12 protein-coding genes are annotated in these 15,036 nt (G+C 72.8%); 6 read left to right on the forward strand and 6 right to left on the reverse strand.

What is annotated here, in order from left to right; all coding sequences use genetic code 11:
- The 4 genes from D3105_RS08535 to D3105_RS08550 all read right to left on the reverse strand — a co-directional run bounded on the left by D3105_RS08535 (position 1) and on the right by D3105_RS08550 (position 4,898).
- Entirely contained in the window at positions 1-942 is a 942-nt protein-coding gene (locus tag D3105_RS08535; RefSeq protein WP_118901732.1) for a carbohydrate ABC transporter permease, read from the reverse strand.
- Positions 943-949: 7 nt separating this feature from the next.
- Positions 950-2,281, reverse strand: coding sequence for an ABC transporter substrate-binding protein (locus tag D3105_RS08540; protein WP_118901735.1), 1,332 nt, complete (start codon positions 2,279-2,281; stop codon positions 950-952).
- Between the two features lie 67 nt (positions 2,282-2,348).
- On the reverse strand, positions 2,349-3,581 hold the full coding sequence (locus D3105_RS08545) for an ROK family transcriptional regulator (protein ID WP_118901738.1): 1,233 nt from the start codon (positions 3,579-3,581) through the stop codon (positions 2,349-2,351).
- A 246-nt stretch (positions 3,582-3,827) separates the two neighbouring features.
- Positions 3,828-4,898, reverse strand: coding sequence for a mechanosensitive ion channel family protein (locus tag D3105_RS08550; protein WP_118901741.1), 1,071 nt, complete (start codon positions 4,896-4,898; stop codon positions 3,828-3,830).
- A gap of 314 nt (positions 4,899-5,212) precedes the next feature.
- On the opposite strand from D3105_RS08550, the gene D3105_RS08555 reads away from it, so the two are divergent.
- The gene (locus D3105_RS08555) at positions 5,213-5,749 is read left to right on the forward strand and encodes an HNH endonuclease (RefSeq protein WP_006124472.1); all 537 of its coding nucleotides are present in this window, start codon (positions 5,213-5,215) and stop codon (positions 5,747-5,749) included.
- Positions 5,750-5,852: 103 nt separating this feature from the next.
- On the opposite strand, the gene D3105_RS08560 is transcribed toward D3105_RS08555, so the two are convergent.
- Positions 5,853-8,852: a beta-N-acetylglucosaminidase domain-containing protein gene (locus D3105_RS08560; RefSeq protein WP_118901744.1), complete on the reverse strand. Its 3,000-nt coding sequence runs from the start codon at positions 8,850-8,852 to the stop codon at positions 5,853-5,855.
- A gap of 307 nt (positions 8,853-9,159) precedes the next feature.
- Between D3105_RS08560 and D3105_RS08565 the strand changes: the two genes are divergently transcribed.
- The 5 genes from D3105_RS08565 to alc all read left to right on the forward strand — a co-directional run bounded on the left by D3105_RS08565 (position 9,160) and on the right by alc (position 14,273).
- On the forward strand, positions 9,160-9,471 hold the full coding sequence (locus D3105_RS08565; RefSeq protein WP_118901746.1) for a hypothetical protein: 312 nt from the start codon (positions 9,160-9,162) through the stop codon (positions 9,469-9,471).
- Positions 9,472-11,772, forward strand: coding sequence for a 4-alpha-glucanotransferase (gene malQ / locus D3105_RS08570; protein ID WP_118901749.1), 2,301 nt, complete (start codon positions 9,472-9,474; stop codon positions 11,770-11,772).
- A 38-nt stretch (positions 11,773-11,810) separates the two neighbouring features.
- On the forward strand, positions 11,811-12,023 hold the full coding sequence (locus D3105_RS08575) for a hypothetical protein (RefSeq protein WP_010070706.1): 213 nt from the start codon (positions 11,811-11,813) through the stop codon (positions 12,021-12,023).
- A 122-nt stretch (positions 12,024-12,145) separates the two neighbouring features.
- Complete coding sequence (locus D3105_RS08580; protein ID WP_118901752.1) at positions 12,146-13,054, forward strand: LysR family transcriptional regulator; 909 nt, start codon at positions 12,146-12,148, stop codon at positions 13,052-13,054.
- A gap of 64 nt (positions 13,055-13,118) precedes the next feature.
- Positions 13,119-14,273 (forward strand): allantoicase, encoded by a 1,155-nt coding sequence (alc, locus tag D3105_RS08585; RefSeq protein WP_118901755.1) that lies wholly within the window; start codon positions 13,119-13,121, stop codon positions 14,271-14,273.
- A gap of 103 nt (positions 14,274-14,376) precedes the next feature.
- Here alc and D3105_RS08590 read toward each other — a convergent pair whose 3' ends face one another.
- Positions 14,377-14,922: a hypothetical protein gene (locus tag D3105_RS08590; protein WP_118901758.1), complete on the reverse strand. Its 546-nt coding sequence runs from the start codon at positions 14,920-14,922 to the stop codon at positions 14,377-14,379.
- Positions 14,923-15,036 lie beyond the last annotated feature (114 nt).

A 15,036-nucleotide genomic window follows, 5' to 3' on the forward strand; every position in this document is an offset into this window, starting at 1 on the left:
TCAGTCACCCGCCGAGATCAGGTTGTTGCGGCCCCGCATCAGCAGCGCCGTGAAGGCCATGGCCAGGGCGAACAGGACGAGGGCGACGACACAGGCGGCGCCGTAGTCGAAGCGCTGGAAGCCCAGGTTGTAGACGAGCTGCGGAAGCGTCAGTGTCGACTTGTCGGGATAGCCGGGTTCGAAGGACTGGCCGGAGCCGCCGATGACCCCGGAGGCGACCTTTCCGGCGACCAGCGGCTGTGTGTAGTACTGCATCGCCTGGATCACGCCCGTCACCACCGCGAACAGCACGATGGGCGAGATGTTCGGCAGGGTCACGAAGCGGAACTTCTGCCAGGAGGACGCCCCGTCCAGCTCCGCCGCCTCGTACTGCTCGCCCGGCACGTCCAGCAGCGAGGCCATGAAGATCACCATCAGGTCCCCGATGCCCCACACCGCGAGCATGGTGAGCGCCGGCTTGGACCAGGAGGCGTCGTTGAACCAGCCGGGCGTCGGCAGCCCGAAGTCCCCGAGGATCGCGTTGACCGGCCCCGTGCCGGGGTTGAGGAGGAAGACGAAGGCGAGCGTCGCGGCGACCGGCGGGGCCAGATAGGGCAGGTAGAACAGGGTGCGGAAGACCCCGGTACCCGTCTTGATCTTCGTGATCAGCAGCCCGATCCCGAGGCCGAACGTGACTCGGCAGGTGACCACGACGACCACCAGCCAGAGCGTGTTCCACAGCGACGGCCAGAACATCGGGTAGTCGCGGAAGACGTACGTCCAGTTCGTCAGCCCGTTGAAGGCGGGGGCGCCGAACCCGTCGTACGAGGTGAAGGAGAAGTAGACCGTCGAGACCATCGGGTAGGCGAAGAACAGCGAGAACCCGATCAGCCACGGCGACATGAAGGCCGCGTTCCGCAGCGCCGACCTGCGGCGCTTGGAGCGGAGGGTGTGCGTCGTCATCGTCGGGCTACTTGGCCTTGGCGATGTCGGTGTCGATCTGCCGCGCGGTCTTCTCCAGACCCGCCTGGAGGTCCTTCACCGCGCCCTTCTCGTACTGGTAGCCGAAGTCCTGGAGGGTCAGCTGGTACGTGGCCCCGTTGACGGCCCCGTCGGAGGTGCTGGACTCCGGGTGCTGGGCGATGTCCAGGAAGGTCTTGAAGCGCGGGTCGAACTTCAGGTCGGGCGACTTCAGCGCCTCCAGGGTGGAGGGCACGTTCCGGATGCCGTTGGAGAAGTTGACGACCGCCTCGGTGTCGGTGGTCATGAACTTGACCAGCTCCCAGGCGGCGTTCTGCTTCTTGCTGGCCGGGGCGATGCCCACGATGGTGCCGGAGAGATAGCCCTTGCCGTAGCTGTCCGCCTCGTCGTCCGCGACGGGCATCGGCGCGACCCCGATCTCGAAGTCCACCCCGGCGTCATCGGCCATCCCGAGCCGCCACTCGCCGTCCAACTGCATGGCCACCTGGCCGGTGTGGAACGGGTGCTTGGCGCCCCACTCGTCACCGAAGGTGCCCCGGTACTTCTCCAGCCTGGTGTAACCGCCGAGGCTGTCCACCAGCTTCTTCTGATACGTGAACATCTTGGCGAACGCCGGGTCCTTGGCGATGTTGGACTTGCCGTTCTCGTCGAAGTAGGCGTGCTCCCACGAGGGCATGTAGTGGCTGACGACGGTCTCGTAGCCGTGGAAGTTCGGCATGAAGCCGAGCTGCTGGTAGGTGTCGCCCTTCTCGACCGTCAGCTTCTTCGCCACGTCGGCCAGCTCGGACATCGTCTTCGGCGGCGCGGTGATCCCGGCCTTCTTGAACGCGTCCTTGTTGTAGTAGAGGCCGTAGGCGTCGGTGAGCAGCGGGAGGGCGCAGCGCTTGCCCTCGAACTGGGTGTAGTCCAGGAGGACCTTCGGGAAGGTCTTCTCCAGGTCCAGCTTCGACTTCTCGATGAACGGCTTCAGGTCGGTGAAGGCGCCGGAGGCGCAGAACTTGCCGACGTTGGCCGTGGTGAAGGACGAGACCACGTCCGGCCCGTCCGAACCGCCCGCGCGCAGCGCCTGGTTGAGCTTGTCGTCATTGATGTTGCCGGAGACCTTCACCGTGATGTTCGGGTGGGCCTTCTCGAACCGGTCGATGTTGTCCTGGACCGCCTTCACCTCGGCGGGCGCGCTCCAGCCGTGCCAGAAGTCGATCGTGGTCTTCGCGTTCGGGTCGTCGGAGGCGCCGGCCTCGGACTGGCCGGTACACGCGGTGGCGAGCACCGATATCGCGGCGACGGCGACAGCGACGCCGGTGAGACGACTTGTGCGCATGGCAGAACTCCCAGGGGCCAGGGGCGGGAAAGAGAGCGGACGGCAGGAACGGGAACAGGGGACGGGCTCAGCGCGAGGTGTCGAACACTTCGTCGCGGGTGTCGGCGAGCGCCCGCTCCAGGGCGCCGCGCAGGACGGGGGTGCGGTCGATCTCGCCGACGACCAGACGCGGCCGGGAGGCGGCCAGCTCGGCCAGCTCGGACTGGATCAGGGAACGCAGGATCTCGCCGCCCCCCGCGACCGCCCCGCCGGAGAGGACGATCAGCCCGGGGTCCAGGACGGCGGTGACGGACGCGAGACCGGTGGCGAGGCGCTGGGCGTACTGGTGCAGCAGCTCGGTGAGCGCCTCGTCCTCCTCGTACGCGTCGGCCGCCCGCGCCAGCAGTTCGGCGGCGACCTTCGCGTACGGCTGCTGCGGGGTGTCGATGCCCAGCGCCTTCGCGAGCCGGGGCACCGCCTGGGCGCCCGCCAGCTCCTGGAAGCCGCCGCTGTTGGCCTTGACGACCTGGCGGACCAGCGGGGTGCCCGGCACCGGCAGGAAGCCGACCTCGCCCGCGCCGCCGGTGAAGCCGCGGTGCAGCCGGCCGTTGATGACGAGGGCGGCGCCGAGGCCCTCCTCGTTCCACAGCAGGACGAAGTCCTCGTGGCCACGGGCCGCACCGAGGCGCTGCTCGGCGACGGCGACGAGGTTGACGTCGTTCTCGTACTCCACCGGCATCGGCAGGAACGCGGCCAGCTCGTCCAGCAGGGTGGGGGAGTGCCAGCCGGGCAGGTGCGAGGCGTACCGCAGCCGCCCCGTGCCCGGGTCGAACGCGCCCGGGGTGCCGATGACGATCCGGTGCACGTCCGCGCGGGTCAGCCCCGCGTCCTTGACCGCCCCGTCCAGCGCGTCGGCCACCTGCCGCACCACGCTGTCGGCGCGCCGCCCCGGAGTGGCCAGCTCGAACTGCCCGACGGTCGCCCCGGTCACGTCCGCGACGGCGGCGACGATGCGCTGCCCGTTCACGTCGAGCCCGGCGACATGGGCGGCGCGCGGGTTCACCGTGTAGAGCTGCGCGTTGGGTCCGGGGCGCCCCTCGCTGGTGCCGGTGGCGACGACGAGCCCGGCCGCCTCCAGCCGGGCCAGCAACTGGGAGGCGGTGGGCTTGGAGAGCCCGGTCAGCTTGCCGACCCGGGTGCGGGAGAGCGGCCCGTGCTCCAGCAGCAGATCGAGGGCGGCCCGGTCGTTCATGGCCCGCAGCACGCGCGGGGTGCCCGGAGTGCCGGATGCGCCGGGTGAGCCCGGAGTGGTTCCCGCCATCGTGGATGCACCGCCCTCTGTCAGGAACTCACGTCCGTGACGTCCGCCCGCGACGTTCGCCCGTGACGCCCGTCGCGACTCTGTTAGGAAAGTTTCCTATTCGGTTGAGAGGACGGTAGGGCGCAGGTCACCGGGGCGTCAATGGGTGCCACCCGTCCGGCAATCAAAGTGTTACCTGCGACGCGGACGCCCCCGGCCGCGGTCCTGGGATCCAGGCGCGGCCGGGGGCGTCGGCGGAAGGGCTGCCTACTGCTTGTTCAGGTTCGTCGGCGGCGGTATCGGGGTGGTCGCCATCGACTGCGGGGAGGTCGCCGACGCGTACGCGGAGGGGGCCGCCATCGCCGCCGTCGGGTCCGCCGAGGACTCGCCCTCGGTCTGGAGCGGCAGCGCGCCGATCATGCGGATGCCCGCGTCGTCCAGCGCCTGCTTGATGCGCCAGCGCAGCTCGCGCTCCACGCCGATCGACTTGCCCGGCATCGTCTTCGCGGTCACCCGGACCGTCATCGAGTCCAGCAGGACCGCGTCCAGGCCGAGCACCTCGACCGGGCCCCACAGCCGCTCCGACCAGGGCTCTTCCTTGGTCATCGTGTCGGCGGCCGCGGTGATCGCCTTACGGACCTGCTCCAGGTCCTCGGTCGGACGCACCGTGACGTCGACCCCGGCCGTGGACCAGCCCTGGCTGAGGTTGCCGATCCGCTTCACCTCGCCGTTGCGGACGTACCAGATCTCGCCGTTGTCGCCGCGCAGCTTGGTGACGCGCAGGCCCACCTCGATCACCTCGCCGGAGGCGACGCCTGCGTCGATGGTGTCGCCGACGCCGTACTGATCCTCCAGGATCATGAAGACGCCGGAGAGGAAGTCCGTGACCAGGTTGCGGGCGCCGAAGCCGAGCGCCACACCCGCGACACCGGCGGAGGCCAGAAGGGGCGCCAGGTTGATCTTGAAGGCACCCAGGACCATCAGTGCGGCCGTGCCCATGATCACGAACGAGGCCACCGAGCGCAGCACCGAGCCGATCGCCTCCGAGCGCTGGCGTCTGCGCTCCGCGTTCACCAGGAGCCCGCCCAGCGCCGTGCCCTCCACGGCCTGAGCGCTGCGGTTCATCCGGTCTATGAGGTTGGTCAGGGCGCGCCGGATCAGATAACGCAGCGTGATCGCCACGGCGACGATCAGCAGGATGCGCAACCCGGTGCTCAGCCAGGTGGACCAGTTCTCCTCGACCCAGCCCGCGGCGTTCCCGGCCTGTTCGGCGGCTTCGTCCAGCGAGCCACCCGGCTCGGGAGACGGGGCTGCGGCCAAGAGGACGGACAGGGACACGGCAGAGACCTCCAGGGGGACGACGGCTGGTCAATAACACTAACGAAGCCGGGGGAGTGGATCGTTGCCGTCGCGGGAGGAGAGACGGGTCTCACCGGGAACATCTGCGCTGTGGCCGATCGCACAGCGCGGACGGCCGCCCTGGTGAGGCACGTGTTCGACCTCGCGGAGCGGTGCGCGGGGCCCGGGGTGAGAAAAATCCTCCCGGCCCGTTACCCGTACGTGGTGGCGCTTCGACCAGGCATGAGGAGAGACTGAGATCGGATCGTCCCGGCGCGAGCCACGCGCCGCCGGCGTACAAGGAGGCATCCACCGTGCCGCACGTCCTGGTTCTCAACGCGTCGTACGAGCCGCTCGGCGTCGTACCGCTCCGCCGCGCGCTCGTCCTCGTCCTCGAGAACAAGGCCATCTGTCTTGAGGAGTCCGGCGCCTTCCTGCACAGTGCCACCCGTGCCGTGCCCGCACCCAGTGTGGTCCGGCTCAAGCGCTTCGTCCGGGTGCCCTACCGGGGCCCCGTCCCCCTGACGCGGCGGGCGCTGTTCGCCCGGGACGGCGGGCGCTGCATGTACTGCGGCGCCGCCGCCACCAGCGTCGACCACGTCATTCCGCGCAGCCGCGGCGGTCAGCATGCCTGGGACAACGTGGTGGCGGCCTGCCGCCGCTGCAACCACGTCAAGGCCGACCGCCACCTCCCCGAGCTGGGCTGGCGGCTGCGCCATCAGCCCGCCCCGCCCACCGGTCTGGCCTGGCGGATCATCGGGACAGGCCACCGCGACCCGCGCTGGCTGCCGTATTTGCAGCCGTTCGGCGCGGACGACGTGATGGCCCGGATCGACGGCGTGTCCGCCTGAGTCCGGGCCTTCGCCGTCCCTCGCCCCCCCCCCGGCGGCTTCGGCTGCCTCGTCGCCCTCCGGCTCCCTCGTACGGCTCAGTCGCCGGTCTTTCCCGTACGGCTCAGTCGTCCGCGACCGCGTACGCCTCCACCGACCAGAGCGAGTAGCCGTACTGCGTGGCCCGGCTGTCGCCCTGCACTCGGATGAACCGGGTGTCCTTCGCGTCCATCCGGACCGACTCGCGCCCGCCCCGGCCCTCCGTCACGGTCGCGGCGGTGCGCCAGACGCGGCCGTCGGCGGAGACCTGTACGCGGTAGCGGGAGGCGTACGCGTCCTGCCAGCTCAGCACCACCTGGCCCAGCCGCACCGGCTTCTCCAGCTCGGTCTGCCACCAGGCGCCGTCCTCCACCGGCGAGGACCACCGGGTCTCCGGATCGCCGTCGGTGGCCGCCGACGCGGGGAAGTCCGGGGTCTCGTCGCCGGACGAGGAGGCCTTCGCCGTACGTGCCAGATCCGGGCCGCCCGTACGCGGGAAGGCCCGCACGGTCAGCGTCGACTCCTGGCCGCCGAAAGTCAGCGGCACCTCGTACTCGCCCGCCGGGGTGTCCTTCGGGACAGTGATGTCCACGGGGACCTCCGTACGCGATCCGCGCGGCACGGTCGTCTGCTTCGGGACCCGCACCTCGATGCCCTTCGGAGCCTTCGCGGTCAGCTTGCCCTTGACCTCGACCGGACGCCGGCCCGCCAGCCGCGCCGCGACCCGCTGGGGTTCGCCGCCGATCTCCGCGTCGGTCTCGCCGTGCTTCAGGTCGAGGGTGGCCGCGGGCTCGTCGCCGAACCACGGCACCAGGGCCCGCACCTGCGGGGTCCCCGCCACGACGGTGGGCGCGGCGGGCAGCGTCGGGCTGAGATAGGGCGGCCGGGCGGCCCGGGCCGCCTCCGGCACGGTGACCCGCACCGCGTCGGCGCGCAGCCCCTTCGCGGCGGTCTGGGTGAAGCCGCTCGGCGACAGCCGCCCGAGCGGACGCCACCCCTCACCGGGCACATGGGCCTCCACGACCGCGTCGGCGAGGGCGTGCCCGGGCTCGGCGAGCGCCGTGACGGCCTCCACCGGGCGGGCCGCGTCCAGCCGGACCGTGTAGCCGCTGGCGTCCTTGGTGACCCGGCCCGAGGCGCGGTCGGTGCCGTTCCACCCGGCGGCCACCTTCGCCGTCCGGTCCAGGAACGGGTCCAGCACCCCCTTGCCGACCGTGGCCCGGCTCGCCCGGATCTCCTCGCGCAGCGGCTCCAGCGCCAGCTGGATGCGCCAGGCGGCGGCACCGTCCCCGGCGGCCTGGGCCTGGAGCAGGTCCACCGCCAGCTCACCGGCGCGGCCGTAGCGGGCCAGCTGCTCGGTCCAGGGGCGCACCTCGTCGGTCAGCCGGCCCTCCGCGGGGGTCTTCAGCCGCTCGGGGGCCTGCCGCATCACGGAGAACGCCGCCCGCAGCCCGTCCGCCGCCCGGTCGCGGCGGGCGGCGTCGGCGCGGGTGCTCCAGAAGGCGTCGAACAGGGGCTGGAGGTAGGCGGACTCCTCCGCGCCGAGCACCGATCCCGCGCTGTTCCCGGCCAGGGCCAGCAGCGCGTCCCGAGCCGCCGCGTCCCCGCCCGCCAGATCGTCGATCGCCGCCCGCCAGGACGCGGCGGGGTCGTACCCCTTCGGGTTCCAGGCGAAGTCGGCGGCGGTGAACAGCGGGATCCGGGAGGCGGACGGCTGCTCCATCGCGTTGGCCAGCAGCGCCGCCGAACCGCTCGCCACCGCCGGGTCCCGGCCGGTGTACGGGCCGAGGAAGATGCGGTCCTGGGCGTAGTCGTTGACCGGGTAGTTGTCCATCGTCACCAGCGGGTGGCGGAACGCGGCGCGGGCCCCGGCCAGTTCACCGCCGGTGATCTTCTTCGGGACCACCCCGACACCCGTCCAGGCCACCTGCACCCGGTCGTCCAGCTCGGCCGCCAGTGCGGTGCGGTAGTCCGTGGCCCCGTCCTGGTAGAACTCCGTCGGCAGGACGGACAGCGGGGCCGCGTCCGGGTGCCGTTCCGCCAGATGCCGGGCGAGGGCGCCAGCCACCCGGGCCTGGGCGCGGGCCGCCGCCTTCGGACCGCTGCCGAAGGTCTCCGCGTCCAGATCGCAGTGCCACTCGCTGTAGCTGACGTCCTGGAACTGGAGCTGGAAGACCCGGACGCCCAGCGCCCACATCGCGTCGACCTTCTTGGTCAGCGCCCTGACGTCCTGGTCCGATGCCATGCACATGGCCTGACCGGGGGAGACGGCCCAGCCGAGCGTGACATGCTCGGCGCGGGCACGCTCGGCCAGCGCCCGGAAGTCGGCCCGCTTGTCCGCGGGGTAGGGCTCGCGCCAGCGTGCCAGCCGGTAGGGGTCGTCGCCCGCCGCGTAGAGATAGCGGTTCTGCTTCGTGCGGCCCATGAACGAGATCTGGGCGAGCCGCTCCTCGCGGGTCCACGGCTGTCCGTAGAACCCTTCGGCCATGCCGCGTACGGCGGTTCCCGGCCAGTCCCGGACGGTCACCCCGGCCACCGATCCGCCGGCGACGAGTTGACGCAGGGTCTGGACGGCGTGGAACAGGCCGTCCCCGCCGAGCCCCTCCAGCGCGACGGTGGCCCGTCCGGCGACCTCGCCGACCGCGAGCCGGTAGCCGCCCGACGGCAGATCGGCCCGGTCGGGAGCGCGCAGCGCCCGCAGCGCCTCACCGGCGCCCGTGCCGCCGAGCCGGACCACGGGGCCGCGGCCCGGCAGGCTCTCGTGCAGGGTCCGGACGCCCGCCGAGCGCAGGAGCGAGCGCGCCTGCTCGACGGCGTACGGATCGGCGTCCGGCGCCGCGACGAGCGTGGCCTCGGCGCCCAGCGGCACGGCGCGCCCGGTGGTCCTCATGCTCTGCGGGCGGGGCCACACGGACGGCGTGCGGGTGCTGTCCGCGCGGTCGGCGGTGTCGGAGACGGGCCTGCCGGGGTCGCTGGGGGCGGCGGTGGCGGCCACCGCCGACGGAGCGACGGAGACGGATCCGAGGAGTCCGCCGATCACGGCGGCGGCCACGGCCGTCGCCTGCCTTCTGCGCCCGATCCGCACGTCGAGTCCCCTTCCGTACGTCCCCACTGCCGCTGGCGGGCTCCGAGCCCACCACCCGGGCGCAAGGGTGTCAATGCGCTTGGCCGTTCTGCCGGAATTGCCGGGAATCGCGACACCTCGGGCTCTGTGGGGTTGGTGTGACGGACGGGAGTGGCTGAAAACGGCCCATACCTGCCGTACGGGGGAACGGAATGTGACCCAGGGCACGTTGTGCTCGTTGTCATAACGCCTGCATCACATCCACGTCTGCCGGGGCGGGGCCTGGGTAGGTCTGCTGTGTCCTGTTCTCCACGGCCAGGAGGCCACCATGCCCGCAGCTGCGCAGCTTCTGCTCTCCGCCCTCTCCAAACAGGTGCCCGCCCAGTCCACGTCCGCGCCGTTGACCAGCGAACTTCCCCTTTCCGATGTCGCCCACCTGATCAGCGGGCCGCCGCTCGCCGATGTCCCCCTGCTGCTCGGTGAATCCTCGTTCGCCGATTCCGCGCCGCTGACCAGCGAGCCGCCGCTCGCCGATGCCACCCCTCTCACGAGCGAGCCGCCGCTCGCCGCCGTCGCCCCACTGACCAGCGAGCCGACCGCACCCGGCACCGCGGGGGGCATGGAGTTCCCAGGAGTCTGAATGGGCTTGTCCCGGCTCGCCGCACTGCACGGTGTCGCCACCTCCTACTCCCCGTCGCCGGATGTCACGGTGTCCGTCCCCGACGACACGGTCATCGCCGTGCTCGCCGCGCTGGGCGTCGACGCCGGCACTCCGGCGGACGTACGGAAGTGCCTCGCCGCCGCGGAGTCCCGCTCGCGCCTGCTGCCGCCGACCGTGGTGGTCTGGGCCGGCGAGCCCCTGCCGCCCGCTCTGGCCGGCCTGCCCCCCGGCTCGACCGTCACGGTCGAGCCGGAGCCGTCCGGGGCCCCGGGACACCCTGCGGGCCGCCCGCCCGCCCCGCTGAGCATGCGGGCCCGGGCGGGGGGCCCGGCCACCGGCGCTCCCGCCGGCTCCCCGGCCGCCGACGCGCCCGCGACGGCTCCGGGGGCCGCCGCGCCCGCTACACCTCCCGACGAGACCGGCGCCGCGCCCGTGACGCCTGCGGGTGAGGCCACCACGGAGGCCGCTCCGGCTCCGGAGGCCCCTTCCGCTCGGGGTGAGGCCCCCGCCTGGTGGATCCCGCCGCCCCACGGTGTCCACCGCATCCACGTCCGTACGCCGGACAACCGCCGGGCCACCGCCACCCTCGTCGCCGCCCCGGCCCGCGTGCCGCAGCCGCCCGAGGGCACCCACGGCTTCCTGGTGCAGCTGTACTCCCTGCTCTCCGCCCGCTCCTGGGGCATGGGCGACCTCGGGGACCTGGCCGACCTCGCCGGCTGGGCCGGGCGCAGCCTCGGCTCCGGGTTCGTGCAGGTCAACCCGTTGCACGCGGCCGTTCCCGGGAAGCCCACCGACCCCTCCCCGTACCGCCCCTCCTCGCGCCGCTTCCCCGACCCGGTGCACCTGCACGTCGAGTCGATCCCCGAATACGGGCACGTCCGCGACCGGGCCACCCTGGACGACCTCCGGCAGGACGCCGCCGCCCTCAGTGAGGCCGTGCTGAACAAGGGCGCCCTGATCGACCGGGACGCCGTCTGGGAGCTGAAGCGCCAGGCCCTGGAGCTGGTCGTCCAGGTGCCGCTCACCCCCGGCCGCCGCGCCGACTACTGCGACTTCCTGGCCGAGCAGGGGCAGGCGCTGGAGGACCACGCCCTGTGGTGCGCGCTCGCCGAGGCGCACGGCCCCGACTGGCACACCTGGCCCGAGGCCCTGCGCGACCCCCGCTCGCCGGGGACCGCCCGCGCCCGCTCCGAACTGCTCGACCGGGTCGACTTCCACTGCCGCCTCGCCTGGCTGACCGCCGGCCAGCTCGCCGCCGCCCAGCGGGCCGCCGAGGACGCCGGGATGGGCGTCGGCATCGTCCACGACCTCGCCGTCGGCGTGCATCCGGCCGGCGCCGACACCTGGGCCCAGCAGGAGGCCTTCGCCCACGGCATGTCCGTCGGCGCGCCGCCCGACGCGTTCAACGCGCGCGGCCAGGACTGGGGCCTGCCGCCCTGGCGCCCCGACACCCTCGCCGCCACCGGATACGCCGCCTACCGGGGCCTGCTGCGCGGACTGCTCGCCCATGCCGGGGCCCTGCGCATCGACCACGTGATGGGCCTCTTCCGGCTCTGGTGGGTCCCCGAGGGCCGCCCGCCCACCGACGGCACGTACGTCGCGTACGACGCCGAGGCGATGCTCGCCGTCCTCGTCCTGGAGGCCCACCGGGCCCGGACCTCCGTCGTCGGCGAGGACCTCGGCACCGTCGCTCCCGGGGTCCGTGAGGCGCTCGCCCGGCGCGGGGTGCTCGGCACCTCGGTGCTCTGGTTCGAGCGCGACTGGGAGGGCGACGGTCGGCCGCTCGCCCCGGAGAAGTGGCGCCGGGACTGCCTGGCCACCGCCACCACCCACGACCTGCCGTCCACCGCCGCCCGGCTGACCGGCGATCATGTGACGCTGCGCCACCGCCTCGGCCTGCTCGCCCGTTCCCTGGAGGAGGAGCTCACCGAGGACGCCACCGACACCGCCGAGTGGCTCGCCCTCCTGGCCCGGCTGCGGATGCTCCCCGAGGGCGACGGCGACGAGGAGGCCGCCGTCCGGGCCGTCCACCGTTTCCTGCGCCGTACCCCCGCCCGGATGACCGGTGTCTGGCTCCCCGACACCGTGGGTGACCGCCGCCCGCAGAACCTCCCCGGCACCTGGGACCAGTACCCCAACTGGCGGCTGCCGATCGCCGACCCCGAGGGCCATCCGGTCACCCTGGAGGAGATCACCGCCTCGCCCCGGCTGCACGCGCTGATGGAGGTCCTCCGACCCCGGAAGCCTCATACGGCACCCCCGGGCGAGCGCCGTCCTTAGGCGTTCGCTACGTTTGCACCGTGGACAAGAAGAACGCTATGCGCGCCGGCGTCGTTGCGGCCGGGACGACGCTGATGATGCTGCTCATGTCGGCCCCGGCGCTCGCGCTCACGCCCGACGACGGTGACGACCCGGCTCCGCGCCTGAGCGCGATCGAGACCATCGGTCTCTACGTGGTCGCGCCCATTGCCCTGTTCGTGGTGATCACGGCCCTGGTGATGGTCCTGGACAAGTCCAAGAAGCAGGTCTGACCCGCACGCGTATGCACGCGCGTGAAGGGTGCGCCGCCGGTAGGAGCTACCGCGCGGCGCATCCGTGCGTCCGGCCCCGGGCAGGCGCGCTCGGGCGAGGGCCGGGCCGGTAGGTTGCGCCCATGACCGAGTGGGACGTCAAGAAGCTCCGCATCCTGCGCACCCTGCGCGACCGGGGCACGGTCACGGCGACCGCCGAGGCGCTCCTGATGACCCCCTCCGCGGTCTCCCAGCAACTCACCAATCTGGCCAAGCAGCTCGGCGTGGACCTCCTGGAGGCCCAGGGTCGCCGGGTCCGCCTCACCGACGCCGCCCATCTCGTCCTGCGCCACGCCGAGGCGGTCTTCGCCCAGCTGGAGCGGGCGGAGGCCGAACTGACCGGCTATCTGCGCGGTGAGGCCGGAGAGGTCAGGGTCGCCGCGTTCTCCACCGCCGTGCCCGCCCTCGTCGTCCCCGCCGTCCGGCTGCTGCGCGCCGAGGACCGCCCGGGGCCCGACGTACGCGTCCGGGAGGCCGAGGCCGCCCAGGCGTACGAGCTGCTCACCGCGGGCGAGGTGGACCTCGCCCTCTCGCTGGCCGCCCACGCGCCGACCGCCCGCGATCCCCGCTTCAGCCTCTTCCCGCTGCTCGCCGACCCGCTCGACGTGGCGCTCCCCGTCGGCCACCCGCTGGCGGCCGCCCCCGAGCTGCGCCTCGCGGACCTGGCCGCCGACCGCTGGATCTTCGGCGGCTCCGGACCCTGGTCCGAGATCACCACCGCCGCCTGCGAGGCGGCCGGCTTCGTCCCCGAGCAGGCCCACAGCGCCGCCGGCTGGACCGCGATCCTCGCCCTGGTCGAGGCGGACATGGGCGTGGCTCTGGTCCCCCGGATGGCCGCCCGGGAGCGCCGCGAGGGCGTGGTGATGCGGGTGCTGGAGGCGGACCGCCCGCGCCGCCATGTGGTGGCGGCCGTCCGGCACGGGGCGGAGAGCGGACCGGCGGTGGCGCGCGTCCTCGCGGCGCTCACCGAAAGCGCGCGATCTTTCAGTTGAGCTGAACAATATCTGCGAGAACTTTCGATGGACCTGATGGGTCGGATGGCGTCAAGGTAAGGGCATGACCTTCGACGCGAGCGAGACCACATTCCAGAACTCCGACACCGACCCCCACGCCAATGACGCCGCGCCCTACGGCGGCGGCGACCCGTACGCCGACTACCGCGAGGCCGGCGACCTCCCCTTCACCGAGCTGGTCGACCTCGCCGACCGCCGCCTCGGCGCGGGCGTGATCGCCGCCAACGACGAGTTCTTCGCCGAGCGCGAGAACCTCCTGATCCGCGAGCGCGCCGTCTTCGACCCCGAGCACTTCGGGCACAAGGGCAAGATCATGGACGGCTGGGAGACCCGCCGCCGCCGCGGCGCGGACGCCGACCACCCCTTCCCGGCTCCTGAGGACCACGACTGGGCGATCGTCCGCCTCGGCGCCCCCGGGATCATCCGCGGCCTGGTCGTGGACACCGCCCACTTCCGCGGCAACTACCCGCAGCGCGTATCCGTGCAGGCCACCTCTGTCGAAGGCGCCCCGGGCCCCGAGCAGCTGCTCGCCGACGACGTGAAGTGGGAGGAGATCCTCCCGCCCGCCCCCGTACGCGGCCACGCGGCCAACGCCTTCGAGATCACGGGCGGCCGCCGCTACACCCACATCCGCCTCTGCCAGCACCCCGACGGCGGCATCGCCCGCCTCCGCGTGCACGGCGAGGTCATCCCGGACCCGGCCTGGCTCGCCGCGCTCGGCACGGTCGACCTGATCTCGGTGCTCAACGGCGGTACGTACGAGGACGCCTCCGACCGCTTCTACTCCTCGCCCACCCAGATCATCCTGCCGGGCACCTCCCGCAAGATGGACGACGGCTGGGAGAACCGCCGCCGCCGGGTCCGCGACACCAACGACTGGGTCCGCTTCCGCCTCCCCGCCCAGGGCGCGGTCCGCGCTGTCGAGATCGACACCGCCTACCTCAAGGGCAACTCCGCCGGCTGGATCGCCCTCCAGGGCCGCAACGGCGACACCGGCGAGTGGTTCGAGATCCTCCCGCGCACCCGGCTCCAGCCCGACACCCTGCACCGCTTCGTGCTGCGCGCCCAGGCCGTCGTCACCCACGTCCGCCTCGACGCCTTCCCCGACGGCGGCGTGGCCCGGATGCGGCTGCACGGCACCCTCACGGAGTCCGGCGCGGCCGAGCTGACCCGCCGCTACGAGGAGTCGGGCGCGTAAACCCCGTAAGGCCTTCCCGGCCCCCCATCCTCCGCCCGGCGGACGGTTGCGCATCAGCGCCCGCCCGCCGGGCGGTTTCCAACGGACCCGGCGGCCCGGCGGCTCAGGCCGCGTACGCCGTGACGTACAGCGTCCTGGCCAGCACCTGCCAGGTCACCCAGGCGAACGCCCGGTTCACCCCGTTGCAGAAGACCTCGCCCGTGCAGTCGGTGGGCCGGTCCTGCCAGGCCCGGACCGTCATCGTGTGGAAGCCGAGGGTCCGCGAGAACGCGAAGCGGATGTGCATGCCCCGGCCCAGCTGGTGGCCCGGCAGCGTGTTGATCTGGAAGAGATCGTCCCCGATGTACTCGACCTCGACCGGGTTGCCGCCCAGCAACTCGCAGCGCGCCCCGGCCCGGATCCGGCCCGCACAGCCACCGCTGACCGGGAAGAGCCAGAAGTGGTCGGTCAGCTGCCTCCGTACGGCGTCCGGCTCGGTGAACGGGTGCAGCCCCAGGGTGTAGCCGTACGTGTAGAGGTCGTAGCAGCCCGCCGGACCGGCCCGGCAGCCGGCGGCGGAAGACACGGCGGCGGCAGGCGCGGGGGAGGGGGCCGTCATCAGCCCCGCGTACAGGGCCAGCGCGACCGGCACCGCGGCGAAGCCGGGCATCGACCCTCCCGTGGCCTGCCTCCGAGGACTGCGACGACCCTTCGGACCGTAGGCCACGGGAGACTCCACCGCGCGCGGGCGTACGGCAAAAGCGTCTCGGTGTACGGCAGACGC

It is taken from the genome of Streptomyces globisporus (assembly GCF_003501885.1).
GTDB lineage: Bacteria > Actinomycetota > Actinomycetes > Streptomycetales > Streptomycetaceae > Streptomyces > Streptomyces globisporus_D.

Bases quoted from the DNA above. Each gene is read 5' to 3' on its own strand.
- D3105_RS08535 (WP_118901732.1), bottom strand. From the start codon at position 942: ATGACGACGCACACCCTCCGCTCCAAGCGCCGCAGGTCGGCGCTGCGG.
- D3105_RS08540 (WP_118901735.1), bottom strand. From the start codon at position 2,281: ATGCGCACAAGTCGTCTCACCGGCGTCGCTGTCGCCGTCGCCGCGATA.
- D3105_RS08545 (WP_118901738.1), bottom strand. From the start codon at position 3,581: ATGGCGGGAACCACTCCGGGCTCACCCGGCGCATCCGGCACTCCGGGC.
- D3105_RS08565 (WP_118901746.1), top strand. From the start codon at position 9,160: ATGCCCGCAGCTGCGCAGCTTCTGCTCTCCGCCCTCTCCAAACAGGTG.
- malQ (WP_118901749.1), top strand. From the start codon at position 9,472: ATGGGCTTGTCCCGGCTCGCCGCACTGCACGGTGTCGCCACCTCCTAC.
- D3105_RS08575 (WP_010070706.1), top strand. From the start codon at position 11,811: ATGCGCGCCGGCGTCGTTGCGGCCGGGACGACGCTGATGATGCTGCTC.
- D3105_RS08580 (WP_118901752.1), top strand. From the start codon at position 12,146: ATGACCGAGTGGGACGTCAAGAAGCTCCGCATCCTGCGCACCCTGCGC.
- alc (WP_118901755.1), top strand. From the start codon at position 13,119: ATGACCTTCGACGCGAGCGAGACCACATTCCAGAACTCCGACACCGAC.
- D3105_RS08590 (WP_118901758.1), bottom strand. From the start codon at position 14,922: ATGCCCGGCTTCGCCGCGGTGCCGGTCGCGCTGGCCCTGTACGCGGGG.